At 72.9% G+C, this 25,171-nt stretch carries 24 protein-coding genes and 2 pseudogenes; 17 read left to right on the top strand and 9 right to left on the bottom strand.

All coding sequences use genetic code 11. From position 1 onward, the window contains the following. Positions 1–1,834: 1,834 nt before the first annotated feature. The 11 genes and pseudogenes from ACFVH0_RS03230 (at position 1,835) to ACFVH0_RS03180 (ending at position 11,877) form a co-directional block, all read left to right on the top strand. Entirely contained in the window at positions 1,835–2,320 is a 486-nt protein-coding gene (locus ACFVH0_RS03230) for a hypothetical protein (protein WP_385817736.1), read from the top strand. A gap of 56 nt (positions 2,321–2,376) precedes the next feature. Next, positions 2,377–2,802 (top strand): phage tail protein, encoded by a 426-nt coding sequence (locus ACFVH0_RS03225; RefSeq protein ID WP_385817735.1) that lies wholly within the window; start codon positions 2,377–2,379, stop codon positions 2,800–2,802. A 60-nt stretch (positions 2,803–2,862) separates the two neighbouring features. Continuing rightward, positions 2,863–3,585, top strand: coding sequence for a LysM peptidoglycan-binding domain-containing protein (locus ACFVH0_RS03220; protein WP_124720825.1), 723 nt, complete (start codon positions 2,863–2,865; stop codon positions 3,583–3,585). Then, positions 3,582–5,348 carry a VgrG-related protein gene (locus tag ACFVH0_RS03215; RefSeq protein WP_385817734.1) on the top strand — a complete coding sequence of 589 codons (1,767 nt, stop codon included), beginning with the start codon at positions 3,582–3,584 and terminating at the stop codon, positions 5,346–5,348. The genes ACFVH0_RS03220 and ACFVH0_RS03215 overlap by 4 nt, the downstream gene beginning before the upstream one ends. A gap of 133 nt (positions 5,349–5,481) precedes the next feature. Further along, a complete protein-coding gene (locus ACFVH0_RS03210; protein WP_329816656.1) occupies positions 5,482–5,799 on the top strand; it encodes a PAAR domain-containing protein in 318 nt (105 codons plus the stop codon). After that, a complete protein-coding gene (locus tag ACFVH0_RS03205; RefSeq protein WP_344510880.1) occupies positions 5,796–6,221 on the top strand; it encodes a GPW/gp25 family protein in 426 nt (141 codons plus the stop codon). The genes ACFVH0_RS03210 and ACFVH0_RS03205 overlap by 4 nt, the downstream gene beginning before the upstream one ends. Further along, positions 6,221–8,182 (top strand): putative baseplate assembly protein, encoded by a 1,962-nt coding sequence (locus tag ACFVH0_RS03200; RefSeq protein ID WP_385817733.1) that lies wholly within the window; start codon positions 6,221–6,223, stop codon positions 8,180–8,182. Before ACFVH0_RS03205 ends, ACFVH0_RS03200 begins: the two co-directional genes overlap by 1 nt. Further along, complete coding sequence (locus tag ACFVH0_RS03195) at positions 8,179–8,742, top strand: phage tail protein I (RefSeq protein ID WP_385817732.1); 564 nt, start codon at positions 8,179–8,181, stop codon at positions 8,740–8,742. Before ACFVH0_RS03200 ends, ACFVH0_RS03195 begins: the two co-directional genes overlap by 4 nt. Before the next feature lie 4 nt (positions 8,743–8,746). Next, positions 8,747–8,809, top strand: a pseudogene (locus ACFVH0_RS03190) (zinc ribbon domain-containing protein); the annotation flags it as partial. A gap of 669 nt (positions 8,810–9,478) precedes the next feature. Beyond that, positions 9,479–10,198, top strand: coding sequence for an NADase-type glycan-binding domain-containing protein (locus ACFVH0_RS03185; protein ID WP_385817799.1), 720 nt, complete (start codon positions 9,479–9,481; stop codon positions 10,196–10,198). 251 nt (positions 10,199–10,449) lie between these two features. After that, positions 10,450–11,877: a Cys-Gln thioester bond-forming surface protein gene (locus ACFVH0_RS03180; protein WP_385817731.1), complete on the top strand. Its 1,428-nt coding sequence runs from the start codon at positions 10,450–10,452 to the stop codon at positions 11,875–11,877. 241 nt (positions 11,878–12,118) lie between these two features. Here the strand turns inward: ACFVH0_RS03180 and ACFVH0_RS03175 are convergent, their stop codons facing one another. Both ACFVH0_RS03175 and ACFVH0_RS03170 read right to left on the bottom strand, forming a co-directional pair. Then, positions 12,119–12,289 (bottom strand): LPXTG cell wall anchor domain-containing protein, encoded by a 171-nt coding sequence (locus ACFVH0_RS03175; protein WP_385817730.1) that lies wholly within the window; start codon positions 12,287–12,289, stop codon positions 12,119–12,121. Positions 12,290–12,557: 268 nt separating this feature from the next. Further along, entirely contained in the window at positions 12,558–12,899 is a 342-nt protein-coding gene (locus ACFVH0_RS03170; protein WP_385817729.1) for a DUF6204 family protein, read from the bottom strand. A gap of 254 nt (positions 12,900–13,153) precedes the next feature. On the opposite strand from ACFVH0_RS03170, the gene ACFVH0_RS03165 reads away from it, so the two are divergent. Next, positions 13,154–15,124: a DUF5107 domain-containing protein gene (locus ACFVH0_RS03165; protein ID WP_385817728.1), complete on the top strand. Its 1,971-nt coding sequence runs from the start codon at positions 13,154–13,156 to the stop codon at positions 15,122–15,124. A gap of 27 nt (positions 15,125–15,151) precedes the next feature. On the opposite strand, the gene ACFVH0_RS03160 is transcribed toward ACFVH0_RS03165, so the two are convergent. Both ACFVH0_RS03160 and ACFVH0_RS03155 read right to left on the bottom strand, forming a co-directional pair. Next, positions 15,152–15,511, bottom strand: coding sequence for a VOC family protein (locus ACFVH0_RS03160; protein WP_385817727.1), 360 nt, complete (start codon positions 15,509–15,511; stop codon positions 15,152–15,154). 61 nt (positions 15,512–15,572) lie between these two features. Then, positions 15,573–16,382: a methyltransferase domain-containing protein gene (locus ACFVH0_RS03155; RefSeq protein ID WP_385817726.1), complete on the bottom strand. Its 810-nt coding sequence runs from the start codon at positions 16,380–16,382 to the stop codon at positions 15,573–15,575. 153 nt (positions 16,383–16,535) lie between these two features. Here ACFVH0_RS03155 and ACFVH0_RS03150 point away from each other — a divergent pair, with 153 nt between their 5' ends. Continuing rightward, complete coding sequence (locus tag ACFVH0_RS03150; protein WP_385817725.1) at positions 16,536–17,120, top strand: TIGR03086 family metal-binding protein; 585 nt, start codon at positions 16,536–16,538, stop codon at positions 17,118–17,120. Between the two features lie 119 nt (positions 17,121–17,239). Here ACFVH0_RS03150 and gap read toward each other — a convergent pair whose 3' ends face one another. The 3 genes and pseudogenes from gap to ACFVH0_RS03135 all read right to left on the bottom strand — a co-directional run. After that, entirely contained in the window at positions 17,240–18,238 is a 999-nt protein-coding gene (gap, locus tag ACFVH0_RS03145) for a type I glyceraldehyde-3-phosphate dehydrogenase (protein WP_385817724.1), read from the bottom strand. 103 nt (positions 18,239–18,341) lie between these two features. Further along, the gene (locus ACFVH0_RS03140) at positions 18,342–19,298 is read right to left on the bottom strand and encodes a GlxA family transcriptional regulator (RefSeq protein WP_385817723.1); all 957 of its coding nucleotides are present in this window, start codon (positions 19,296–19,298) and stop codon (positions 18,342–18,344) included. Positions 19,299–19,417: 119 nt separating this feature from the next. Then, positions 19,418–19,841: pseudogene (locus ACFVH0_RS03135) on the bottom strand (aldo/keto reductase); the annotation flags it as partial. On the opposite strand from ACFVH0_RS03135, the gene ACFVH0_RS03130 reads away from it, so the two are divergent. From ACFVH0_RS03130 to ACFVH0_RS03115, 4 genes are all read left to right on the top strand, one after another. Next, positions 19,780–20,241: a hypothetical protein gene (locus ACFVH0_RS03130; protein ID WP_385817722.1), complete on the top strand. Its 462-nt coding sequence runs from the start codon at positions 19,780–19,782 to the stop codon at positions 20,239–20,241. The pseudogene ACFVH0_RS03135 and the gene ACFVH0_RS03130 overlap by 62 nt on opposite strands. Before the next feature lie 115 nt (positions 20,242–20,356). After that, positions 20,357–21,208, top strand: a complete 852-nt coding sequence (locus tag ACFVH0_RS03125) for an SMP-30/gluconolactonase/LRE family protein (protein ID WP_385817721.1) — start codon at positions 20,357–20,359, stop codon at positions 21,206–21,208. Positions 21,209–21,328: 120 nt separating this feature from the next. Next, positions 21,329–22,588: an aminotransferase class I/II-fold pyridoxal phosphate-dependent enzyme gene (locus ACFVH0_RS03120; protein WP_385817720.1), complete on the top strand. Its 1,260-nt coding sequence runs from the start codon at positions 21,329–21,331 to the stop codon at positions 22,586–22,588. A gap of 25 nt (positions 22,589–22,613) precedes the next feature. Continuing rightward, positions 22,614–23,678 carry an MBL fold metallo-hydrolase gene (locus ACFVH0_RS03115; protein ID WP_385817719.1) on the top strand — a complete coding sequence of 355 codons (1,065 nt, stop codon included), beginning with the start codon at positions 22,614–22,616 and terminating at the stop codon, positions 23,676–23,678. Here the strand turns inward: ACFVH0_RS03115 and ACFVH0_RS03110 are convergent. Continuing rightward, positions 23,668–24,288: a DedA family protein gene (locus ACFVH0_RS03110; protein WP_385817718.1), complete on the bottom strand. Its 621-nt coding sequence runs from the start codon at positions 24,286–24,288 to the stop codon at positions 23,668–23,670. The genes ACFVH0_RS03115 and ACFVH0_RS03110 overlap by 11 nt on opposite strands. Then, complete coding sequence (locus ACFVH0_RS03105; RefSeq protein WP_385817717.1) at positions 24,285–25,067, bottom strand: MBL fold metallo-hydrolase; 783 nt, start codon at positions 25,065–25,067, stop codon at positions 24,285–24,287. The genes ACFVH0_RS03110 and ACFVH0_RS03105 overlap by 4 nt, the downstream gene beginning before the upstream one ends. Positions 25,068–25,171: the final 104 nt, after the last annotated feature.

Here is a 25,171-nt window from a genome sequence, read left to right as displayed (position 1 = left end):
CACTCCTCAGGCTGCCGCAACCACCGCCACCTCTGCCTCCAGCATCGCTGAGCAGCAGGGCGGTTCCGGCGGTGTGACTCCCGCTGCTCCGCTGAGCGCCGCTCTGTCGACGGACCACACTGCCGACCGTCCCGCCGCACCGGTGCGCCCCGCCCTCGGCAAGCCACTGCGGGAGTTGCCCAGCGGGGCCGTGTCCCCCGGCCGGGCGGCGCCGGGCGGGGTCGTGCCGTCCGCCCCGGAAGGGCCGGACGCGGCGGGCATGCCCGTACTGCAACGCCAGGCATCGGACGCGGCAACCCCTGCGGCGACCACACCCTCACCGGAAGCATCACATCCGACGGATCGTCAGTCACCCTCGGCCGATGGTCAGTTGTCGAGCCCGCGGGCTCCGCAGCCGTCGCAGCGCGACGCCTCCGGCTCACCGGCCCGTGCCCGCGGCGGGATCGGTGCCCCGCTCACCTCGCTTCCGCCGACCGCCAGGCTCCAGAACGACGCACCGCTGCTCGGTGATCGGCGTCGGGCGCAGCCGGGAGGTGCGGGCCCTCGGCAGGACAGGGCAGCAGCGGGAGAGCCCGGGACGGTCCCACTCCAGACCTCGCCCTCGGCCTTGTCCCCGGCAGCCGCCGAGCCGGGCCCGACACCCCTGAACGCGCCCGCCGAGATGCCGGTTCGCTCGTCCGCCGGGCCCGCGCGGCCCGGCGGGTCCGCACCGGAACCTGCGGCCGTCCGGCGCGTGGCGGACCCGGCGCGTCCGAACACCCCCCTCGCCGGCCCGTCCGCGCCCACGTCACCGTCTCCTTCCGGTCCCGTTGCGCCGGTACGTATCCGGAGGATCGCCCCGGATCGGCAGAAGGGCCGGACTGCCGGGCCCGCTGTCGTTGCCGGGGGATCGGCAGCCGTCGTTCAGCGGTCTCGGGGCCTCCTCTCGGGCAGGGCCCTGGACGTGAGCACCGGCTCCGCCGAGGGATTCTCGGCGAGGACGACGGCGGGCGGCCCGGCCCGGCCCGTCGTGGCAGCCACCTGGCGTCGTGACGTACGGCAGCCCGGGTCCGAAGCCCCGTCGCCTTCGCCGGGGCGCGGGAACTCTCCCACCGGGGAACACCGGGCACAGCCGGACACCACATCCCGGCAAGCAGTTCCTCACGCACCCACCCGCCCCGCCGAACCCACCCCACCCCGTCGGCCCCGTGCCGCCGGCCCGGGGGCGACCACCGGTGGGCCGGCATCCGACGGCTCGGCGCCCGACGGCTCGGCGCCCGGCGGCACCGTCCAACGCCTCGTGTCCGGGAGCCCGGCGTCCGGCACCTTCCGGAACAGCGGCACGCCCTCGGGCCGAACGTCCGCCCGTGTCCCCGGCCGCATGCCCGGCAGCGACCCCCGCCGCGCCGCGAGCACCGGAGCGGGAGCCGGGCCCGTGGCAGACGCCCGGACCGGTGCCGGAACCGGAAAAAGAGCCGAATCCGGAGCCGGAGCCGGAGCCGGTGCCGAAGCAGGAGCCGAATCCGGAGCCAGGATCAAGCCCGACCGGCGGCCGGAGCGCGGACCGGGGGCAGCCCGCTCCCTCCTGCGGCTCGTACAGCGTTCGTCACGCGGCGACGCGTCGGCGGCACCGTCGGCGGCACTGTCCCGGACCGACGTACACCCGCCGGAGCGGGGCTCCGCACAGTCACACCCCGCCCACCGCCCCGCAACACCACCCCCCGCCCACCGCCCCACAACGCCAACCCCGGCGCCGCGCCCCGCACCTGCCGTTCCCGGAACTCCGCCCGTGCGATCCGTCGCCCGACCCGTCCCGGTGGTGCGTCCGCATCCGCCCGCGACGGACCGGCCGGGCATGGCCGCCGCGCCCGTGCAGCGGATGTCGTTCCCGGTGGTGCCCGAATCCGCCACCCCCGCGACCGCCGTACCCGTTCCCGAGTCCGCCGGGTCCGCACCCTCCGGACCACCGACCCTCGCGGTGCGGGCTCCACAACGCGCACCGGTTCCCGTCCGGACCGCGGCACCGAATCCCGCTCCGACTGCCGGAGCCCGCGCCCCGGGCGCCACGGCCGAGGCGCTTCAGCGGGCGGCGGCAGACGCCGGGATCACCGGAGTTCCGGTGCGGGCGGTCCCCGTGCAGCGCTCCGATCCGCCGGGCAGAACCGTCCCGGCCGGACCGCACGCGCCGGCCACCGGCGACCCGGCGGCCGCGAACCGGGTCACCGGGGCGGACATCGAGGAGCTGGCCCGCCGCCTGATCGATCCGGTGAGCCGGCTGATCCGTGCGGACCTGCGCAGAGGGCGGGAACGTACCGGACGGCTGTACGACGGCCGCCACTGACAACGGTCCGCCCCTTCCGCAACGTACGTGGCAACAGCAGAGAAGAAGAGAAGCACATGACGGACAACATCTTCGCGACGAGTGTGTTCTTCAAGCTCGTCATCGGAGGCAGCGACCTGGGGGCCTTCCACACCTGCTCGGGTCTGGGCGCCGAGGTGGAGATGGAGCAGTACGCCGAGGGCGGCAACAACGGGTTCACCTGGCAGCTGCCGGGGCGGATCACCTGGACCAACATCACATTGACCCGCCCCGTCACCGCCGACACGATCAAGATCGCGCGATGGCTGAACGAGACGATCCAGCGGGTCGAGCCAAAGGACGGCGAGATCGTCGCGCTCCGCCCCGACCTCAGCCGCATCATCAGCTGGCAGGTGCAGGGCATCGTGCCGGTCCGCTGGCAGGGACCGTCCTTCGACCCCGCCAACTCCCAGGCGGCGATCGAGACGCTGGAGATCGCACACGAGGGCCTGGAAGCGTCCTGACGTGTCGTCATATGCCGTGACCGGCACAGATACCGGAGAAGACCGGGAAGGAGGAACGCAATGTCACCCGCTGTCCGTACGAGCCGTGCTCGCGCCCAGCTGACCATCATGGAACCGCCGGCGACCGTCGGCGCCAAGCCCGGCGGGAGCCTCGCCCGGATCACGTTGCAGTTCAACCCCGCGAAGCTGTCGCTGAGCAAGAGCACCGAGTGGCGGCGCACACCGTCCCGGATGGCCGGGCAGTCCGCACTGCCCGAATTCGTGGGCAGCGGGCCCCGGTCGTTGTCCCTGGAGGTCTTCCTGGACGCCACCGCCACCCACGACAACTCGGTGGAGAAGGCGGTGGAACAACTCATGACGGCCTGTGTGCCCACCCCGAGCAGCCTGGCCCGCAAGACACCCGCCAGCCCCTGGGTCCGCTTCGACTGGGGCACGTCGAAGACGACCTCGTTCGACGGTGTGATGTCCAACCTCTCCGTCTCGTACACACTGTTCGACGTCGACGGGAAGCCGCTGCGTGCCACCTGCTCGCTCTCGATCGAGGAGGCGAGCGTCGACCCGGCCGGCCAGAACCCCACGTCGGGCTCGCGCGAGGCGCGCCGTACCCACCGGGTGGTGGCCGGGGACAGCCTGCCGCTGCTCGCCTGGCGGGAGTACGGCGACGCCACCGCGTGGCGCACCATCGCGGAGGCCAACGACGTGGACGACCCGATGCAGTTGACACCCGGCAGGGAGCTGGTCGTGCCCGGACTGGAAGACCGTGCTTCGGAGGCCGACCGGTGACCGCCGCCGGCCGTTCCTTCGCCGCGGATCCGATCGTCGAGGCCCCCGGCGAGCTGCCGGCGGCCTGGGTGGCCCAGCTGGTGAGCTGTGTGGTGGACGAGAACGTCGGCCTGCCCGACGCCGCCGTGCTGACGTACCGCGACCCCGATCACAAGCTGCTCACCGCCACCGGAATCACCATCGGCACCCCGCTGAAGATCTCCGTGGTCACCGTGCAGGAGCGGGTGCGCGAGCGGCTGTTCACCGGTGAGGTCACGGCGGTCGAGCTGGACAGCGACACCACCGGTTCGTTCACCGTGGTGCGCGCCTTCTCCAAGGCCCACCGGCTCCAGCGCGGCCGGAAGGTGGTGGCCTTCCGCAACATGAAGACCGCGGACATCGTCCGCAAGGTCGCCACTGGTGCCGGGCTGGCCTGCGGAAAGATCGAGGCTGCGCCCATCACGTACAAGCAGCTGACCCAGCCCAACGTCTCGGACTGGGAGTTCCTCCAGTACCTCGCGGGCGAGAGCGGCGCGCACGTACGGGTGGACGACAAGGGCCTGTTGCAGTTCGTCAAGCCGAAGCCCGCCTCATCCGCGCCCTCGCCCGCCACCTCCGCCACCCGCCACCCGATGGTTCTGGAGTACGGGCGCAACCTGCTGGCCCTGCGGGCCGTGCTGACCGGTGCGGACGGCGCGGACAGTGTGGAGGTGCGCGGCTGGAACGTCGACACCAAGACCCGGCTGGTGGCCCGCGAACAGTCCATCCGCAGCGACACCGTGTCCCCGGGGATGAGCCCGTCGCTGGCCGCCGGGGCATTCGGTCCGAACGCCCGGATGACCGTCACCGACACCCCGTACCGGACCCAGGCCGAGGCCAGGGCCGTGGCAGGATCGGTGGCCGCCTCGGTGAGCTCCGGATTCGGCGAGATCGAGGCGGTCGCCGAGGGCAACCCCCAGCTGAGGGCGGGCCTGCCGGTGGCCCTCGGAAACGTCGGACCCGCGTTCGCCGGGCGCTACACGGCGACCGCGGCACACCACGTGCTCGAACCGAACGGTGGCTACCGCACCACCGTGCTGGTGAGCGCGGCGCCCGACCGTTCGCTGGCGGGACTGACCAGCGGCTCCAACGCGCCCTCGCGCGGCCCGCGGATGCCCGGCCTCGCGATCGGTGTGGTCACCGACATCCGCGAGGGCAAGACCGAACGGGGCTGGGTCAAGCTCAAGTTCCCCTGGCTCGACGACACCTATGTGACCGACTGGGTCCGCACGGTGCAGTGGGGCGGGCAGGGCGGCGGCGGGGTGTTCAGCCCCGAGGTCAACGACGAGGTGCTGGTCGGGTTCGAGCAGGGGATGCTGGACAGCCCCTATGTGCTGGGCGGTCTCTACAACGGGGTGGACAAGCCCTCGCCGCACGACGTGCCGCTGGTCGATCCGACCAGCGGCAAGGTCAACCGCCGTTCTCTGGTGTCCCGTTCGGGCAACCGGCTGGAACTGCTGGACGCCCCGCGCGGACCGTCCGGCGTCCGGCTGGCCACCGGTGACAAGCGGCTCGACATCACACTGGACGAGCGGCGGGGCGAGATCGCCCTGACGGTGTTCGCCCGCGGCGGCACCCGCGCGTTGAGTTCCGTGACCCTCTCCTCGTCCGGGATCACCCTCGACGCCGGTACGGGGGACGTCAACGTGAAGGGACGCTCGGTGACCATCAACGGCAAGACGGGAGTCACGGTGGACGGCGGACTGCTCGCGGTGCTCAAGGCCAAGCTCATCCGGATCAACTGAAGCCCGCTCCCGGGCCCATGCCGCTCCACGGCGACAGAGGCCCCCTTTCGCGACGAAGCCCGTTTCACAACGAGCTCCTTCGCACCGAAGTCCCTCGCACAGCGAAGTCCCATCACAGCAAGGAGAAGCGACCATGCCCCCCGCAGCTCGCACGGGCGACAGCACCGCCCACGGCGGCCTCATCGGCACCCCGCCCCCCGGCGCGGTTGCCGTCGCCACCGTGCTGATCGGTGGTCGGCCCGCGGCCGTCACCGGGAGCCTGCACGTGTGCGTCGTCCCCCCGCACGCCGCGCTCGGGCCGGGGAACGTGATCATGCCCAACCCGGCCGCCGCGGTCACCGGTCAGGTCCTGATCGGCGGACTGCCCGCCGCCCGGATGCGGGACAACACCAGCTGCGGCGCGCCCATCATCAGCGGCGCGCTGAACGTACTGATCGGGGGCCCGATGTGAGTGGCAGCGGGTTCATCGGGCGCGGCTGGGGCTTCCCGCTGCGGGTCGGCGCCACCGGCGGCATCGGCATGGTCGAGCGGGACCGGGAGATCGAGGAGGCCATCGGGCTGGTGCTCGGCACGGCGCCGGGCGAGCGGCCGATGCGTCCGGAGTTCGGCTGCGGCATCCACGACTACGTCTTCGCACCCGGTGACGGAGCCACCGCAGGACGCATCGCGCACGAGGTCCGCACCTCGCTGGAGCGGTGGGAGCCGCGCATCGAGGTGACCGACGTGGTGATCGCCTTCGACGCCATCGAGGAGGGCACCTTGTACATCGACGTGCACTACACCGTGCGGGCCACCAACGACCTGCGCAACCTGGTCTTCCCCTTCTACACCATTCCGTCCTCCGAGGGCTCCGAAGAATCGGGAGTGCGCTGATGGCCCTGCCCTCACCCAATCTGGACGACCGGCGCTTCCAGCAACTCGTCGACGAGGCCAAGCGGTACGTCCAGCAGCGCTCACCCGAGTGGACCGACCACAACGTGTCGGACCCCGGGGTCACGCTCATCGAGACGTTCGCGTACATGGTCGACCAGCTGCTCTACCGGCTGAACCGGGTACCGGACAAGAACTACTCGGCCTTCCTCGATCTTCTGGGCGTCACCCTGTTCCCGCCGACGGTGGCGCGGGCCGAGGTCGACTTCTGGCTCTCCGCGCCGCAGCCGGAGACCGTGCGGCTCCCGGCGGGCACCGAGGTCGCCACCTCACGCGGCGAGACCGAGGAGGCGGTGGTGTTCTCCACCTCCGAGGAGCTGCCGATCGTGCCGAGTTCGCTGATCCGGCTGGTCACCGCGCCGGTGTCGGGCGATCAGACCGACCGCACCGCACCGCTCGGCGCGGGCAAGGACATCCCGTGCTTCCAGTCCAGGCCGGAACCCGGCGACGCCCTGCTGTTCGGACTGCCCACCGCCGTGCCCCGGTGCATCGTCGCCGTCCGGCTGGACAGCCGGGTGGAGGGCGTCGGCGTCGACCCGAGGCAGCCGCCGCTGGTCTGGGAGGCGTGGGACGGTGCCCGCTGGGTCACCTGCCGGACCGGCACCGACAGCACCGGCGGGCTGAACAGGCCCGGTGAGGTCATTGTGTTCGTCCCCGCCGGACACACTCCCTCGGTGACCGCGGGAATTCGGGCGGGCTGGCTGCGCTGCCGGGTCACCGCACCGGAGCCGGGCCAGCCGTTCTACTCGGAGTCGCCGACGATCAGGGAGGCGGAGGTCTTCACCGTCGGCGGCACGGCGGACGTCGAACACGCGGAGACCGTCCTCGACGTGCCGCTCGGTGTCTCCGAGGGCGTCGCCGGGCAGCGGTTCTCGGTGAGCCGGGCGCCGCTGCTGCTGGACGGGGAGCCGCCGGTCGTCCAGGTGTCGTCCGGGGAGGGCTGGCAGGTCTGGACCGCCGTGGAACACTTCGGCGCCTCCGCCCCGCACGACCGGCACGTGCGGATCGACGCGGTCTCCGGCGAGTTCGCCTTCCCGCCCGAGGTACGCGAACCGGACGGCACGATGCGCGCCTACGGTGCGGTGCCCGAGAAGGGCGCCCAACTGCGGATCCCCCGCTACCGCACGGGCGGTGGGGCGGCCGGGAACGTCGCCCGCGGCGCCATCAACGTACTGCGCAGCTCGGTGCCGTACGTGGCGGGCGTGGACAACCGCGAGGCGGCCGGCGGCGGGGTCGACGGTGAGACCGTGGAGAACGCGAAGGTCCGGGCGCCCAACCTCCTGCGGATCCAGGAACGCGCGGTCACGGCCGGGGACTACGAGTCCATCGCCCGAGAGGCCGCACCCTCCCTGCGCCGGGTCCGCTGCGTGCCCGCCGTCGCGGGGGAGGCCGGTGCGGTACGGGTCCTGGTCGTGCCGGACGCGGTCATCGACGAGGGCGGCCAACTCCGGTTCGAGCAGCTGATCCCGTCGGACTCGGTGCTCTCGACGGTCATGGCGCGGCTCGACGAACGGCGCCTGGTCGGCACCCGGCTGCTGGTGGAACCGCCTGCGTATCAGGGCGTCACCGTGGTCGCCAGGCTGGTGACGAACGGTGGTGACGTGGACCGGGTCCGCGCTGACGCGATCGCGGCGCTGTTCGACCACATCGACCCGCTGCGGGGCGGGGCGGACGGGACCGGGTGGCCGTTCGGCAGGCCGGTGCAGTACGGCGAGATCTTCGCCGTGCTCCAGGGCGTGCGGGGGGTGGGCCTGGTGGAGGAGGTGCGGCTGTTCCCCGCGGACCCGATCACCGGCCGGCGCGGGGCGGCGGTCGACCGGATCGATGTCGCCCCCGGCGCCCTGGTCTTCTCGCACCAGCACCAGGTCGAGGTCACCGCGAGCACGGCCGGTGACGGCTCATGACCAGAGCTGCCGTACCCGGGCTGGCCAGCCGCTATCCGATCGGCGGGCTGCTGCCGGCGTTGTACGCGGACGACGACCTGGCCCAGCGGTTCACGGCGGGCCTGGACACCGTCCTGGCGCCGGTCCTGTCCACGCTGGACAACCTTCCCGCCTACTTCGACCCGTCGCTGGCCCCGGCCGACTTCCTGCCGTGGCTGTCGTCCTGGGTGGCCGCCGAGGTCGATCCGGCGTGGCCCGAGGAGCTGCGACGGGCCGTCATCGCCCGCGCCGTCGAGCTGCACCGGTGGCGCGGCACCCGCCGCGGCCTGGTCGAACAACTACGGCTCTGTTTCGGCGTGCACGCCGACATCCGGGACGGCGGCGGCGCCGCGTGGTCGTCCCGGCCGGGCGCCGAACTGCCCCCGGCCCCGACCGGGGAACTGCTGGTACGGGTCTGGGCACCGCACGGCGGACCGGTGGACGCCGATCGCGTCCGCGACGTCGTCGCCGCCTCGTGCCCTGTACACCTCACATGCCGGGTGGAGATCCTGCCGGGCCCACCGGACGAGACAGGAGACTGACGCGATGCGCTCGTGTCCGGCGTGCGGTTCCGCCAACCGCGAGGACGACGACTTCTGCGGGAACTGCGGCTCCTACCTGGGCTGGTCCTCCCGGACGCCGCGAACCCCTCCCGTCACGACGGAGCCCGCCGCTCCCACGACGGAGCCCGCCGCTCCCACGACGGAGCCCGCCGCTCCCACGACGGAACCCGCCGCCCCGGCGACGGAGCCTTCCGGCACCACAACAGAACCCGCCGGTTCCGCGACAGAACCCGCCGGTTCCGCGACAGAACCTTCCGGTTCCGCAGCCGAGCCGGCCGGCACCACAACCGAGCCCTCCGCTCCCGCACCGGAACCGGCTGCCCCCGCGACGCGTCCTGCGGGCCCGTCAGCACCGGCGCGCCCGGCAGCCGGGCCCGCGACCGGCACTCCGTCCGAGCCCGGAACCCGAACTGCCCCGGAGCCCGCACCGCCCTCGGCCGGAGCCCCGCCCGCCGCACCCCCCGAGCCACCGGCACCGGCACCCGCCGGGCCACCGCCCGCCCCGCCCGTACCGGCACCGCCGCCGCCCACGCGTCCGCCGCGGCCACCCGCGCCGGTACCTCAGCCGCCCGCGCGACCGCCCCAGCCCGCCCCCGTACGCCCGGAACGACCGGCGCAACCGGCCCCCGTACGGCCGGATTCACCGGCTGCTGAGGAGCCGGTCGGTGCGGTGCAGCCGGCCCGGCCGATCGCCCGGCGGCCCGTCGTGCGGCCCGTGGCTGCGGACGAGGAGCCGGACGGGCCGCCGTGCCCGGCATGCGGCACCCCGAACCTGCCTGGACGCAAGTTCTGCCGCAGGTGCGCCGCACCCCTGCAGACCAGGGAGCAGCCCGCACCGCTGCCCTGGTGGCGCACGGTGTGGCCGTTCCGCCGCCGGGTGCGGAACGGATCGGGCCGGGCACTGCGGCGGACCGTGCTGGCCCTGGTGATCGTCGGGCTGCTGTTCGCGGGCTTCCTGCTCATACCGGCCGGGCGCTACGTCTTCGAGGACGTACGGGACAAACTCGGCGGTACTGCGGAGATCAGCCCGGCCAAGGCCACCGCGAGCGCACACGCCCCCGGCCACCCGGCATCCGCGGCCATCGACGGACTGACCAACAGGTACTGGGGCGCACCCACGCTCGACTCGTCGCTCACGTGCGACTTCGAGAAGCCGTTCCGGCTGGTCGGCGTCGTGGTGTACACCGGCGTGTCGACGAAACCCGAGGAATTCCGGCAGGGGGCCAGGCCCACCAAGGCCGAACTCGTCATCACCACGGAGGACGGCGAGGTCCGGAAGAAGGCGGTCACGCTCACCGACAAGCCGGGCCGGCAGACGGTCCGGACCGGCATCAGCGACGTCGTGTCCATCCAGCTGGTGCTGAAGGCCGCGGCAGGCCAGGGCGAGGGGCGGCCGATCGCGGTCGGGGAGGTCGAGTTCTTCAAACGCACCTGAGGCCCGCGGGCCACAGGGGAAGAGGAGCGCAGGGGCAGGACCGCCGAGACTCTGTCACGGTCCGTGCCCCGCCTCCCTCTTGATCACGATTCCGACTCGGAATCCTTATCTGAGTCATATGGTCCGGAAGTAACAGGATTTCCGTCTCTAGGATTTCGCGTACTCGGGGCGCCCATATGCCCTTTGAGTCTTCCGCAGGCACCTCCGCATGCATCGACCACGCGGAGTGGCCTGCCCTAGAGGGGAATTCCATGATCTCTATCTTCCGGCGGCGCGTTGCCCGCCTGGCCGCGACGGCCCTGGCGTCGGGCCTGGTCGTGACAGGTGCGATAGCCACGGCCGGTTCCGCGGCAGCGGACGAGAACACCCGAGGCACCGGGGGAGCGACCGCGAAGCTCGGTGGCATGACCGACTACGGCCGGGTCGACATCAAGGAGACGGACGGCAGCCGCTGGTCCGTCGGCCGCGCGGGGCTCTTCGAGATGCGCGTCCAGCAGGGCGGCACGCTCTCGACCTACTGCATCGACCTGCGGACCGGGGCGAAGCAGGGCTACGACTACAAGGAAGTCGGCTGGGGCGAGTCGTCGCTGCACAACAACGCCGACGCGGGCAGGATCCTCTGGATCCTGGAGAACTCCTACCCGAAGGTCGGCGTGAACGACCTGGCCGGCAAGGTGGGGGCCAAGGGCCTCGACAAGAGCGACGCCGCCGCGGCGACGCAGGCAGCGATCTGGCACTTCTCGGACAAGGTCACGGCCACCCCGGCCGATGCCGACGCCAAGCTGCTCACCGAGTACCTCCTCGACAAGGCGGAAGCCCTGCAGGAGCCCGCGGCCTCCCTCAGCCTCTCCCCGTCGTCCGTCGCGGGCAAGTCCGGAGACAAGCTCGGACCGATCACCATCGGCACGAACTCGTCGGCCGCCACCCTCTCCCTGGCCCCCGGCGCTCCGGCCGGTGCCCGGATCGTCGACAAGGACGGCAAGCCGGTCGAATCCGCGGGCGACGGCGCCCAGGTCTTCCTGGACGTGCCCGCCGGCACCGCCGACGGTTCCACCGACCTGATCGCCCGGGCCGGCACCGAGGTGCCTCTCGGGCGGGCCTTCGTCAGCACCGACGGCCCCAGCCAGACGCTGATCCTGGCCGGCTCCAGCCGTTCGTCGGTCACCGCCGAGGCCACCGCCGCGTGGGCGAAGAAGGGCGCGGTCCCGGCCGTCTCGATCGCCAACGACTGCGCGAAGGGCGGCGTGAACGTGATCGCCACCAACGAGGGCGACGAGGACTGGACCTTCGACCTCAAGGGCACGAAGTACACCGTCCCCGCCGGTGAGACCAAGACCGTGACGGTCCCCGTCGCCGAGGACGCGGCCTACGACTTCACGGTCACCGGCCCCGACGGCTTCGAGAAGAACTTCAAGGGTGTCCTCGACTGCAAGACGGCTGCCCCGGGCACCAAGCCGACCGTAGCCCCCTCCGAGTCGCCCTCCCCGGTCGCGACCGAGGGCCCGGCCACCGGTGGTCCGGCCGGCTCGACCACCGGCTCCTCCACCGGCGGCGGTGACCTCGCCGAGACCGGCAGCTCCTCCACCACGCCGGTGATCGCCGGTGTCGCGGCGGCGCTCGTCGTGGTCGGCGGCGGCGCCGTGTTCTTCCTCCGCCGGAAGAAGGCCGCCGGCCAGTAGTCCACGAACTCCGGGGCCCGGCCCCACCGCTTCGCCCCGTCGGTCATCCGGCGGGGCGAAGCGCTGCCGGACGGGAGCACCGGACGCCTGCTCCGGGCCGGACGTCCCATGGGCGCCACGGGAGTCCGCCTCGGCCGCGAGTCCGGCTCGCCGCCCGGGCGGGGGACCACCCTCGTCGCGGTGGCGCCGACCAGTGACCGGCCACGGGTGCCCCGTCGTTGTGCGGGTGGTGCCGTTGTTGTCAGCGGCGTCGGCGGCGAGCGGTGAGGAAGAGCGCACCGCCGGCGCCGAGCAGGACCGCGGTGGTGGCGATCAGTGCCGTGCCGGCCGCGGAGCCGGTGTCGGGGAGCCGGCCGGGCCCGTGGTGGCCGGGCGGGTGATGGCCCGGCCGGCCGGTGGCCGTGCTCGCCATCACACCGGCCGCACGGTCCCTGTGCGAGGACGCCCGGACCCACGGGGGCGGATTCCTCAACACCTGGACCCAGGAACACCGTTCCCCACGCCGTACCGCCGCTCCACCACCACCCGCGCCGCCCGCATCACCGCGATCGGGGGGACGGTTCCGGACACCGGGATCGGCATACCGCTCCGGCGGCAGCCGCACCGCGACAGGCCGCGCCGTGTCCGGCACCGCCTGGTGGCCCGCCGTCCGGGCGACGACGGCGATCCGGCGAAAGACCCTAGCCGCGCCGCCCCTTGTAATTGATCTTCATGGTGTCCATGTCCGTCACCGTGGACCGCAGTGCGCCATGCCCGTACCCGTGCTCGTCGAGGTAGGTCTCGGCCCGGTCCTCGGCGATCGCGGCCGCCATCTCCTCGCCGTCCTCGGCATCGCAGACGACCACGTACCGGAAGCTGAAGTGCTTGAGCACGCGGTCGTACGTGAGCGAGCCCTCCTCGGTGAACTGCATCGCACTCAGGCCGTGATCGTCCACCTCGGACAGCAGCCGGGCACGGGCCTCGTCCGTCAGACCGTCCCAGGTGCCACGCACGATCACTCGGTAGGTGTGCTGCGTGCTCATCGTGTTCCGCTCCGCGTTCCGTTCGGGCATGCCGCACCGGCCACTGCCACTGATCCCCGTCGAGGACCAAGGCTACGGCGACGTGGGCGGTGCGCACCCGAATTATCGGGAGGCGGGCCCCGGGGACCGCCTCCGCCGGGTATTTGCCGAAGTCTGACGGCGAAGCCCCCTGGCCAGGGCGTTGTCGAACGTGTTCCATGGTCATCGGGGGGCGCCCGGACCTGTGGCGGCCCGCGCGAGGGAGCGAGGTTGCCTTGGCCACGACCGTGCGACGTACCGTACTGACTCTGCCCGCCGGGCCGCTGGGCCCGGAGAATCCGCTGCCCGCGCTGCGGCCGCTCGACGAGACGCATGTGGTCGACGAACGTGACCGGGCCGCACTGCCACGTGACATGGCACGCCAGATCGGCTTTCAACCACTGTCCACCGTGCTGCCGGCGCGCATCCTCGACGGCTTCGGGCGCGAGCGCACCCCCACCGCACTCGACGCGATCGTCATCGAGAACGACCGGCTGCGGGCCACCGTGCTGCCCGGACTCGGCGGCCGTATCCACTCCCTCCACCACAAGCCGACCGGCCGGGAACTCCTCTACCGCAACCCCGTCCTGCAGCCCGCCGACTTCGCGCTCAACGGCGCCTGGTTCTCCGGCGGCATCGAATGGAACATCGGCGCCACGGGCCACACCACGCTGTCCTGCGCCCCGCTCCACGCGGCCCTGGTCCCCGCGCCCGACGGCGGCGAGATGGTCCGCCTCTGGGAGTGGGAGCGGCTGCGCGACCTGCCGTTCCAGGTCGACCTGTGGCTGCCGGAGGACTCCGCCTTCCTGCACGTCGGCGTACGGATCCGCAATCCGCACGAACACACCGCGCCCGTGTACTGGTGGTCCAACATCGCCGTCCCCGAAGGCGAACGCACCCGCGTCCTCGCCCCCGCCGACGAGGCCTGGCACTTCGGGTACGAACGGACCCTGACCCGGGTTCCGGTCCCGGTGTCCGGCTCCGTCGACCGGACGTACCCGCTGCGCGGCGAATTCCCCGCCGACTACTTCTACGAGGTGCCCGACGGCGCCCGCCGCTGGATAGCCTCGCTCGACGAGGACGGCCACGGGCTCGTCCAGACGTCGACCGATCTGCTGCGCGGCCGGAAGCTGTTCCTCTGGGGCAGTGGCGCCGGCGGGCGGCGCTGGCAGGAGTGGCTGACCGAGCCCGGCACCGTCGGATACGCCGAGATCCAGGCCGGGCTCGCCCGCACCCAGCTGGAGCACGTCCCCCTCGAACCGGGCGCCGAGTTCAGCTGGCTGGAGTCGTACGGGCCGCTGTCCGCGGACCCGCTCACCGTGCACGGCGAGGACTGGGCGGCGGCCCGCGCCGAGACCGAGCAGCGGCTCGCCGAGGCGTTGCCGCGGGCCGATGTCGAGGCCGCGTACGCCGCCTGGCGCCCCTTCGCCGACACCGAACCGGGCGAGTCGCTCGCCACCGGATCGGGCTGGGGAGCGCTGGAAGTCAGACGGGGCAAGTACGAGCTTCCCGGCACCCCGTTCGCCGACGCCACCCTGGGTGAACAGCAGCAGCCCTGGCTGGAGTTGCTGGACCAGGGCGCTTTCCCCGAGCCGCACCCGGTGGTCCCGCCCGGTCCCTCCCTGGTCTCCCCGCACTGGCGCGACATGCTGGAGACGGCTCCGGCCGAACCCCTCACCGAGTACCACCTGGGCATCGCCCAGTGGCATGCCGGTGACCGCGCCCAGGCGGTCCGCAGCTGGGAGCGCGGACTGGTGCTCGCCCCGTCGCGCTGGCCGCTGCTGCGGTGTCTCGCCGTCGCCGCCGAGGAGGGCCGGCAGCGGGACCGGGCCGCGGACCTCTACGGCGAGGCGTTCGACGACCTGTGCGCGGACCGCCGCGACGAGGACGAGGACTGGACGGCGGCCGCGACCGCGCTGGGCCGGGAGGCGGTGGAGGCACTGCTGGCGGCCGGGCGCCCCGCGGCGGCCCGGTCCGTATGGGCCGCCCTGCCTCCGGCGGTCCGGCAGCGCGGCCGGTTCCGTCTGCTGGAGGCCCGGCTGCTGATCGCCGAGGACGACCGGGCCGCCGCCCGCGCCGTCTTCGACGAGGGCTTCGAGGTCGAGGACCTGCGCGAAGGCGCGCAGATCCTGGACGAGGTGTGGGCCGGGCTCACGGACGAGCCGCTGCCCGACCGGTACAACTTCCGGATGCGCCCCGAGCGCTGACGAGGCCGCACCGACGCCGTCCGGCCCTCACCGGCCGGACGGCAGGGCCCGGTCGACGTACTCGAAGACCGAACCGTCCGGGTGCACCGCGATCAGATTGCGGCCGACCGGCGTCGGCACCGGACCCGCGATGATCCGGGCGCCGACCCGGCTGAGGGAGGCGTGTGCGTCGTCGACGTCCTTGACCGCGATCGTCGCCGTCACCTTGCGCAGGATCTCCAGCTCCGACTCCGGGCCGCTCATCAGGAGAAAGCAGCTGATCGCGGCGACCGAGACCCCACCGCGCTCGAAACGGAGCGCCGAACTGCCCGTGAGGTCCTCGTAGAAGGCCACCGCGGCCTCCAGGTCGTCGACGCAGATACGCAGCGTGGTTCCCAGAATGTCCATGCGCACAAGGGTAGTTGGCGGCACATGGGAGTGTGATCGATTCGGGGGAGGGGCGGCGTGCTCAGGCCCGGCAGAGCACCTCGCCGTGCGGGACCATGAACCAGGCGTCGTCCGCCGCGCCCCACTCGCGCCATGCGGTGGCGATCTCCGCCAGTTCCCCGGTGCTCGCACGGCCGCCGTCGACGGCCATCCTCGCGTACGCCGAACCGACCGTGCGGTCCGCCCACATGCCGCTCCACCAGGCCCTGCTCTCCGGGGTGGCGAAGCACCAGCTGGCGGCGGTCGGGGTGATGTCGGTGAAACCGGCCCGGCGGGCCCAGGAGAGCAGCCGGCGGCCCGCGTCCGGCTCGCCGCCGTTGGCGCGGGCCACCCGGCGGTAGAGGTCCAGCCAGTGGTCCAGGCCGGGCACCTGCGGGTACCAGGCCATCGCCGCGTAGTCGCTGTCGCGGGCCGCGACCACGCCGCCGGGGCGGCAGACGCGCCGCATCTCGCGCAGCGCCTGCACCGGGTCGCCCACATGCTGGAGGACCTGGTGGGCGTGGACCACGTCGAAGGAGTCGTCGGGGAAATCCAGGGCGTGCACATCCGCAGTGGTGAACTCGACGTTGTCCAGGCCACGTTCGGCCGCGGCCTCGGCCGCCCGGGACAGGATCTCCTCGGTGGTGTCGACGGCGGTCACCCGGCCGGGGGCCACCAGCGCGGCCAGATCCGCGGTGATCGTGCCCGGGCCGCAACCCACGTCCAGCACGGTCAGACCGGAGCGGAGCTCGTCGAGCAGATAGGCCGCGGAGTTGGCGGCGGTGCGCCAGCGGTGCGAGCGCAGCACCGACTCGTGGTGGCCGTGGGTGTAGACGGCGGTCTCCTTCGGCATGGGTGTGGATCCTTTCTCGGAACGCGGCCGCGACCGCGGGCCGCGAAGCGTTGATCGGTTCCGTCACCGTACGCCGGAGTGTCGAAGTATGAGATACGCGTCTTGATATATGGGCGGCTCGCGCCCGGGCGCCGGGCCGGGAAGAGTGGACGCATGGCATCTGTCTCCGCAAGTGAACTCCTCGAACGCCACGGCGAGGCGCTCCGGCTCTTCACCGACCGGGTGCACGCGGTGCGCGAGGACCAGTGGTCCTCGCCCACTCCGTGCACCGAATGGACCGTCCGGGACCTGGTCGCCCATCTCACCTCCGAACAGCTCTGGGTGCCGCCGCTCGTCACCGAGGGCCGCACCGTCGCCGAGGTCGGTGACGCCTTCGCGGGCGATGTGCTGGGCGAGGACCCCGTGGCCGTGTGGGACCGGGCGGCGGCCGGGGCGCGCAGGGCGTTCGAGGCGCCGGGCGCGCTGGAGAGGACGGTGAACCTCTCGTACGGGAACACCGCCGCCGACGCCTACTGCGCGCAGATGGTGGCCGACGCGGTGGTGCACGCCTGGGACCTGTCCCGGGCGATCGGCGCCGACGATCGGCTGCCCGCCGGGCTGGTCGACTTCACCCGCCGCGAGGTCGGGCCGTACGCGAAGGACCTCTCGCGGAGCGGACTGTTCGACGCGCCCGTGGAGACCGCACCGGACGCCGACCAGCAGACCCGACTGCTCGCGCTGCTCGGCCGACGGGCCTGAGGCCCGGCCCGGGTCCGGCCGGGCGCTCCGGTCGGCCCGGCTGCCGACCGGAGCGCCGCAGGAGGTGCCGGGAGGCACGGTCGCCGGTTGCCGGGGCGGGGTACCGGGCCGGCGCCCGGTCAGCGTGTGGCGAGCAGTTCGAGCGTATCGATCACGCGGTTCGAGAAGCCCCACTCGTTGTCGTACCAGGCGACCACCTTGATGTGGCGCCCGTCGACACGGGTGAGGGCCGAGTCGAAGATCGACGAAGCCGGATTGCCCGTGATGTCGGACGACACGAGCGGGTCGTCCGAATATTCGAGCACGCCTGCGAGCGGCCCCTCCGCCGCGGCACGGTAGGCGGCCAGCACCTCGTCGCGCGTCACGTCGCGGCTGACGGTGGTGTTGAGTTCGACGATCGAGCCCACCGGGACCGGCACGCGGATCGAGTCGCCGGACAGCTTGCCGTCGAGGTTCGGCAGCACGTGGCCGATGGCCTTGGCGGCGCCCGTCGTGGTCGGCACGATGTTGACGGCGGCGGCCCGGGCACGGCGGGCGTCACGGTGCGGACCGTCGTGGAGGTTCTGCTCCTGCGTGTAGGCGTGCACCGTCGTCATGAAGCCGTGCTCGATGCCGGCGAGGTCGTCGAGCACCGAGGCCAGCGGCGCCAGCGCATTGGTCGTGCACGAGGCGTTCGAGACGATGGTGTGCGCGTCCGGGGCGTACGCATCCGTGTTGACCCCGAACGCGAGCGTGACGTCGGCGCCGTCCGACGGAGCACTGACGAGCACCTTCTTCGCGCCCGCGTCCAGGTGGCCGCGGGCGGCCCCGGCCGACGTGAAGCGGCCGGTCGCCTCAAGCACGATGTCCACGCCGAGCCCGGCCCACGGAAGCTGCGCCGGTTCGCGCTCCGCGAGCACCGTGATGCGACGGCCGTCCACGACGAGGGCGTTCCCGTCGACGGACACCGGGCGGCCGAGCCGGCCGGCCGTCGTGTCGTAGGCGAGCAGCCGCGCGAGGGATCCGGGCTCCGTGAGGTCGTTGACGGCGACGATCTCAAGGGCGCTGTCGCGTTCGAGCAGTGCGCGGAACACGCTGCGTCCGATGCGGCCGAATCCGTTGATGGCAATGCGAGTCATTGGTGGTGTCCCTTCGGTTCGCCACCAATCTCGCGCGCCGCGTCCGCCTCTGACAGCGGCAGGATCGCCACGGTTCAAAAGGATCTCGCCACCGGGCGGCGGGCTACTCGCCCCGGGTGAAGGTGCGCCGGTACTCGCTCGGCGTCGTGCCGAGGATCCGCTGGAAGTGCAACCGCAGATTGGCACCGGTGCCCAGACCGACGTCGGTGGCGATCTGCTCGACGCTCCGCTCCGAACGTTCGAGCAGTTCGCGGGCCAGGTCGACGCGGGCGCGCATGACCCACTGCACCGGCGTGTATCCCGTGTCCTCGACGAAGCGCCGTGAGAACGTGCGCGGCGACACCGCCGCGTGCCGGGCGAGCGCTTCCAGGGTGAGGGGCTCGCCCAGTCGGTGGAGTGCCCACTCGCGGGTGGCGGCGAACCGCTCGCCGAGTGGCTCGGGCACGCTGCGTGGCACGTACTGCGCCTGACCGCCGCTGCGGTAGGGGGCCGCGACGAGGCGCCGGGCCGCGTGGTTCGAGGCTGCCACTCCGAGGTCGCTGCGCAGGATGTGCAGGCACAGATCGATGCCCGAGGCGGCGCCGGCCGACGTCAGCACGCTGCCCTCGTCGACGAACAGGACGTTCTCGTCGACCTGAACGAGCGGGTGCCGTGCCATCAGCGCCCGTGTGTAGTGCCAGTGCGTCGTGGCGCGCCTGCCGTCGAGCAGTCCCGTGGCGGCGAGCGCGAAGGCACCCGTCGAGATGGCGGCGAGCCGCGCGCCCCGGGCGTGGGCGCAGATCAGCGCGTCGAGCACGGAGCGCGGCGGGTCGTCGCGGTCCGGGAACCGGTAGCCGGGGACGAAGACGATGTCGGCCCACGCGAGTGCGTCGAGGCCATGGGCGACGTGGTACGACAGGCCGTCGCCGCCGGTCACGAGACCGGGCGCCGCCCCGCACACCCGCACCTCGTACGGCATGCTCGCGCGCGTCGAGAAGACCTGCGCGGGAATGCCGACATCGAGCGGTTTCGCGCCTTCGAGCACGAGCACGGCGACGCGGTACAGGCGGGAGTCCGACACGGGAGAAAGGTTACGTGGGGGTGTGACCCCGGTGTGCCCACCACCACCTGTCGCCGGTCCGTGGAGGCAGGCCCGGTACGACTGAGCGGTGCGGCCGGCCGCTCGGGCCGACTGCACCCTTCGCCGATCTCGGCCGGCAGCGGGTTGGTGAACAGGTCGTTCCTGCCCTCGGCGAAGCCGCCCCAGGACTGGATCTGCACGCCGTGCTCCCGCATGAGGTCCTGGTAGTCGGCGTGCCGGAAGAAGGGGTGGGTCTCGATCTGGTTGACCTGCGGGGTGACCTCGTTGTTGTCGATCAGGTCAAGGAGCCGGCCGGGGCAGAGGTCGGCGACACCGGTCGCCTTCGCGAGGCGCTCCCGGTCGAGGGCTTCCATGGCACGCCACTGGCCGTGGACATCGCCGAAGGGCTGGTTGGTGTATCAGGTACAGGTCGAGGTGGTCCGGGCCCAGCTTCTCCAGCGATGCGACGAGCGCGCGCTTGGTGTTGTCCTCGTCGGGGGCGTCCCGGACCCACGGTTCGGTGGTGACGGACAGGTCCTCGCGAGCCATCTGTTCCTGCACCGGCCGCCCGCGAGCTGCTCACGACTGGGACCGTCGGATCACCGCCTGCGTCGCCCGCCTGCGCGCCATCGCCGGCACCGCTCCCGACGCCCCCGACCTCACCCAGCTCGTCGGCGAACTCCTCCTCAAGAGCCCCGACTTCGCGGGTCTCCGGGAGCGCTGCGAAGTGACCGGACGCAAGCCCGCCGACAAGACCTTCCAGCACCCGCGGGTCGGCACGCTCACCCCCACGTCCCGGTCCCTGCACGTGGAAGGCACCCCCGGCCAACGCATCGGCGCCTGCACCGCCGAGCCCGGCAGCCCCGACCACGGCGCCCTGCTCCTGCTCGACATGACCGCACCGGTCGCCTCGGTGCAGAACACGGCGCCACCGCTGAGCTGACCGTCTGCGCACGCCGCCCCCGGCCTCCACCGCAGCCAGGACGCGGCAAGCGCCGGATGTCACGCGGCACCGCGTGTTCTAGTGTGTGTTCGATATTCCGGCGTGAGAGGCAGAAGTGAACGCACCGCACGTGGACGTGGCCGTACATGAGCAGGCCGAACTCGGCGAGGGGCCGACGTGGGACGCGGCCACCGGCCGGCTGATCTGGGTCGACATCGTCTCCGCGCGAGTGCACACCTACGACCCGGTGAGCGGCCGCCGTACGGTGATGGCGACCGAACAGCACGTCGGGGCCGCCAAACCGCGCGCCGGCGGCGGACTCGTGGTCAATCTTCGCGACGGCATCGGCCTGTACGACGCCGGCGGCACCTTCCACTGGCTGGTTCACGACCCGGTGCCGGGCCGGCGCGGCAACGACGCGGCGGTCGCGCCCGACGGGGCGCTGTGGGCGGGCAGCATGCGCTACGACGGAGCCGCCGACGGCGGCAGCCTCACCCGCGTCGCCGCCGACGGCCGGGTGACCGCGGTGCTGCCCGTCGTGACGTGCGGCAACGGCATCGGCTGGAGCCCGGACGGCCGGCTGATGTACTTCATCGACACACCGACGCGCCGGATCGACGTCTTCGAATTCGACGGGGAACACGCAGTGGACCGGCGCCCGTTCGCCATCGTCGAGGAGGGCGCGGGATTCCCCGACGGGCTGACGGTCGACGCCGAAGGGGCCGTCTGGGTCGCCCTGTGGGACGGCGCCGCGGTGCGCCGGTACACGCCCGACGGCGCCCTGGACCGGATCGTCGCGGTGCCGGTCCGTCGCCCGACCGCCTGCGCCTTCGGCGGCCGGGACCTCGACGACCTGTACATTTCCACCGCCCGCACCGGGCTCACCGCCCCGCACCCGCTGTCCGGTTCACTGCTGGTGCTGCCCGGCGCGGGGCGCGGAATGCCCGGTACACCCTTCGCCGGCTGATCCCGTGTCATCGACGCCCGCCGCTTCGTCGGCGGGCGCGGTCGGCCGAACCCTCGTATAAAGGGCCCTGAGTGCGAGACGGCGCGACAGGGTGACGGGGCGGCGGCGAAGGAGGCCCGGATGGCGCGGCAGCGGACCGAGCGGCCCGGACGGGCCGGGGGCGGCGCGCGCTCCGTACGCGAGGACCGCGGCCCCGTCCGGTACGGGCCGCCCGCCCCCGATCCGGGGCTGCCGGTGCTGCCCGAACTGGCCGAGGTGCTCGCCGCGGCGGCGGGCCGCAGCGAGCCCGAACCGACCGGCGGCGGCGAGGCCCTGCGCACGGCCGCGGCCGCCTACTGGGAGCGGCGCGGACTGCCCGGCAGCCCGGAGCGCATCGCCGCGGCCCCTGGCGCCTCGCCGCTGCTGCTCGCGCTGATCGCCGCGCACGGCGGCGACGTACTCATGCCGCGCCCCTGCCCCGCCACCTGGATCCCGCAGGCCCGGCTGCTCGGCAGGCCCGCCTACCATGTGCCGACCCCGGCCGAGTGCGGTGGCGTGCCCGACCCGTATGCGCTGCTGGAGACCGTGCGCAGGGTGCGTGCCGAGGGCGGCCGGCCCCGGCTGCTGATGGTCTCCGTCGTCGACGACCCGACCGCCACCGTCGCCCCGCCGGAGCTGGTCCGCGAGGCGTGCGAGGCGGCGATCGCCGAGGGGCTGCACGTCGTGAGCGACGAGACCTGGCGCGACACCCTGCACCGGCCGCACGAAACGGTCCTGCTCAGCCCGGCCGAGATGTGCCCGGACGACGTCACGGTCGTCTGCGATCTCGCCGGAGCGCTGGCCCCGTCCGCCTGGCCGGTCGCGGTCGCCCGGTTCCCGGACACCGAACGGGCGGCGGTGCGCCACGCCCGTACGCTCGACATCCTCACCGCGCTCGGCGCGCTCGTCGCGGGGCCGGTGGCCATGGCCGCCGCCCACGCGCTGCGCGAGCCCGGGGCCGTGACGGACCGGGTGCGCCGGGCCGCCGCGCTCCAGGCGAGGATCGCCGCCGCGGCCCACCGCGCGGTCCTGGCGGCGGGCGCGCTGGCCCGGCCCCCGCAGGCGGGCCGGCACCTCTACGCCGATCTGGGCCCGCTCAGATCCCGGCTGGCCGGCCGCGGCGTCACGGACTCGCTGGAACTGGAGGAGTACCTGACAGAGCGTCTCGGCGCGCCGACGCCGGGCGGACACCGGTTCGGCGACGAACTGGGGGCGCTGCGGGTACGGCTGGGCACCGGGACGCTGCTCGGGTCGACCCCGGAACAGCAACTGGAGTCCCTCACCGCTGTGGCGCCCCTGGAATTGCCGCATGTGGCCGAGGCCCTGAGCATTTTCGCAACGGCCCTCGACGAACTCCGATGAGGAACTGCGAGACGGGAGTCTCTCGATGACGGAACAGACCGAGCGCTCCCGCACCGGGACCGCACAGCCGCTACCGCACCACGGCCCCCAGGTCCGGATCGTCGCACCGCGTCCGCTCGGCGAGATCCGGACCTGGCCCAAGAGCTTCGCGGACCGGCTCACCGCACCCCTCCCGGGTGTCATGGGCATGTCCCGACTGGCCCGTGAGCACGCCCTGCGGCCCAACGCGGAAGGACTGCGTGGCATCCACCGGCTCCCGTACGCCCCCGAACCCCTGCCCGACACCCCCGAGGGCGCCACGGCCGTCACCTGGGCCGGGCACGCCAGCTGGATCATCCGCACCGGCGGACTGACCGTCCTCGCCGACCCCGTCTGGTCCCGGCGCATCCTCGGAACCCCGGCCAGGATCACTCCGGTCGGCGTCCGCTGGCAGGACCTGCCGCCCGTGGACGCCGTCGTCATCAGCCACAACCACTACGACCACCTCGACGCCCCCACCCTGCGCAGACTGCCCCGGGACACCCCGCTCCTCGTCCCCGCCGGACTCGGCCGCTGGTGCCGCCGTCGCCGCTTCACCTGCGTCACCGAACTCGACTGGTGGGAATCGGCCGAGATCGACGGCGTCCGCTTCGACTTCGTACCGGCCCATCACTGGTCCAAGCGGACCCTCACCGACACCTGCCGCTCCCTGTGGGGCGGCTGGATCATCACGGCCCCCGGCCCCGAGGCGCAGCGCATCCACTTCGCCGGGGACACCGGCTACGGGCACTGGTTCGGCGAGATCGGCAGCCGGTACCCCGGGATCGACCTGACCCTCCTGCCGATCGGCGCGTACGAACCGCGCTGGTGGCTCGGCGACGTACACACCGATCCCGAGGAGGCGGTGCAGGCGTACGAGGACCTCGGCGCCCGTGCGATGGCGCCGATGCACTGGGCCACCTTCCTGCTCTCCGCGGAACCCGTACTCGAACCGCTGACCCGGCTGCGTACCGCCTGGCAACGGGCCGGACACCCCCGCGACCGGCTCTGGGACCTGCCGATCGGCGCCTCGCGGGTGCTGGAACCGGCACCCCGCCCGATCAGTGGCTGAACCGCGCCCGCGTCCTGCGCCACACCGCGGGAGCCCCGCTGACCAGCAGCGTCAGACCCACCGCGGCGACCACCCCCTGCCACGGCTCGGGGAAGAGCGAACCGCCCAGTATCCCGATCAGCTGGTACGTCGCCGCCCACGCCAGACACGCCGGCACATCGCCACGGGCGAACCGCCGCAGCGGCATCCGGCCCAGCAGGCACGCCAGCATCACCGGAATCCGCCCGGCGGGCACCAGCCTGGACAGCACCAGCACCATCGCACCGTGCTCGTCCAGCTTCCGCTGCGCCTGCGCCAGCCGCTCAGGAGCCGCCCGGTCCCGGATCGCCCGCAGCCACCTGGAACCGTTCCTCGACCGCACCCCGCGCTGACCGAGCCAGTACAGGCAGACGTCACCGAGGAACGCCGCGGCCGAGGCCACCGCGAAGACGATCAGCAGCGAGAACGGCGACGACTGATGCAGCGCCACCACCGCGGCCGAACTCACCAGCGCACCCGTCGGCACCACCGGCACCAGCGCCCCCAGTGCCACCAGCAGGAACAGCGACGGATAGCCGACCGCCTGCTGCGTCGACTCCGGGGGCAACTGCCCCACGACCTGATGGATCACCTGGCGGCCTCCGGCCGCACATGTTCACCGTGGGACAGCCGGTGCACGGACACCTCCGGCGCCAGCAGCGCCGCCTTGCGGACGAACTCGTCACCCGGCGAATGGAATTCGTGCGGCCTGACCGCGTCCATGCCGATCGGCCAGTATGTGCCGTAGTGCACCGGCACGGCCGACCGCGGTGCCAGCCGGGCCAGCGCCTGCGCCGCCCGGCCCGCGTCCAGATGACCGTGGCCAAGATGCGGACCCCAGCCGCCGACCGGCAGCAGCGCCACATCCACCGGACCGACGGCCTCGGCCATCGTGTCGAAGAGCCCGGTGTCCCCGGCGAAGTACGTCCGCGCCTCGCCCTCGACCACGAAGCCGAGCGCGGGGGAGCGATGCGGACCCATCGGCAGCCGCCTGCCGTCGTGCAGCGCCGGAACCGCCCGCACCCGCACCTCGCCGACCCGGACCTCGTCGCCCGCGGCGACCTCGGTGATCCGCAGCCCGCGCATCGAGCGCAGCACCCGCAGCCCCGGCACCGCGCGCACCGCGCCCACCGGCACGATCAGCCTGCTGCCGGGGGCGAGTCTGGCCAGGGACGGCAGATGCAGATGGTCGGAGTGCAGATGCGAGACGAGCACGACATCCGCGACCGCGGCCTCGGGGCCGGGCAGCTCACCGCGGCGGCGCCGCAGATGTGCCATGCGTCGCACGAAGAGCGGATCGGTCAGCACCCGGACCCCGGAGTCCTCGATCGTGCAGGTGGCATGACCCCACCAGGTGACTTCCACCGGCACGCGATCCCTCCTCGTTCCCGGACTCCTCGAATCCTGTCCCCGGCATCGAGCCTAAGGGTTGGGGGCGCGCAGATGGTCCGGGCCCGCGCCCCGCACTCCTCCCG

Origin of the sequence: Streptomyces sp. NPDC127117 (assembly GCF_042677325.1) — a bacterium.
Taxonomy (GTDB): Bacteria; Actinomycetota; Actinomycetes; order Streptomycetales; family Streptomycetaceae; genus Streptomyces.
Note: the sequence above shows the minus strand (reverse complement) of the source record. Positions and strands in the feature narration are given on the sequence as shown.

What these genes read in the sequence shown, in the direction of transcription:
- ACFVH0_RS03230 (WP_385817736.1), top strand. Translation starts at nt 1,835, where the DNA reads ATGGCCGCCGCGCCCGTGCAGCGGATGTCGTTCCCGGTGGTGCCCGAA.
- ACFVH0_RS03225 (WP_385817735.1), top strand. Translation starts at nt 2,377, where the DNA reads ATGACGGACAACATCTTCGCGACGAGTGTGTTCTTCAAGCTCGTCATC.
- ACFVH0_RS03220 (WP_124720825.1), top strand. Translation starts at nt 2,863, where the DNA reads ATGTCACCCGCTGTCCGTACGAGCCGTGCTCGCGCCCAGCTGACCATC.
- ACFVH0_RS03210 (WP_329816656.1), top strand. Translation starts at nt 5,482, where the DNA reads ATGCCCCCCGCAGCTCGCACGGGCGACAGCACCGCCCACGGCGGCCTC.
- ACFVH0_RS03200 (WP_385817733.1), top strand. Translation starts at nt 6,221, where the DNA reads ATGGCCCTGCCCTCACCCAATCTGGACGACCGGCGCTTCCAGCAACTC.
- ACFVH0_RS03195 (WP_385817732.1), top strand. Translation starts at nt 8,179, where the DNA reads ATGACCAGAGCTGCCGTACCCGGGCTGGCCAGCCGCTATCCGATCGGC.
- ACFVH0_RS03180 (WP_385817731.1), top strand. Translation starts at nt 10,450, where the DNA reads ATGATCTCTATCTTCCGGCGGCGCGTTGCCCGCCTGGCCGCGACGGCC.
- ACFVH0_RS03175 (WP_385817730.1), bottom strand. Translation starts at nt 12,289, where the DNA reads ATGGCGAGCACGGCCACCGGCCGGCCGGGCCATCACCCGCCCGGCCAC.
- ACFVH0_RS03170 (WP_385817729.1), bottom strand. Translation starts at nt 12,899, where the DNA reads ATGAGCACGCAGCACACCTACCGAGTGATCGTGCGTGGCACCTGGGAC.
- ACFVH0_RS03160 (WP_385817727.1), bottom strand. Translation starts at nt 15,511, where the DNA reads ATGGACATTCTGGGAACCACGCTGCGTATCTGCGTCGACGACCTGGAG.
- ACFVH0_RS03155 (WP_385817726.1), bottom strand. Translation starts at nt 16,382, where the DNA reads ATGCCGAAGGAGACCGCCGTCTACACCCACGGCCACCACGAGTCGGTG.
- ACFVH0_RS03150 (WP_385817725.1), top strand. Translation starts at nt 16,536, where the DNA reads ATGGCATCTGTCTCCGCAAGTGAACTCCTCGAACGCCACGGCGAGGCG.
- gap (WP_385817724.1), bottom strand. Translation starts at nt 18,238, where the DNA reads ATGACTCGCATTGCCATCAACGGATTCGGCCGCATCGGACGCAGCGTG.
- ACFVH0_RS03120 (WP_385817720.1), top strand. Translation starts at nt 21,329, where the DNA reads ATGGCGCGGCAGCGGACCGAGCGGCCCGGACGGGCCGGGGGCGGCGCG.
- ACFVH0_RS03115 (WP_385817719.1), top strand. Translation starts at nt 22,614, where the DNA reads ATGACGGAACAGACCGAGCGCTCCCGCACCGGGACCGCACAGCCGCTA.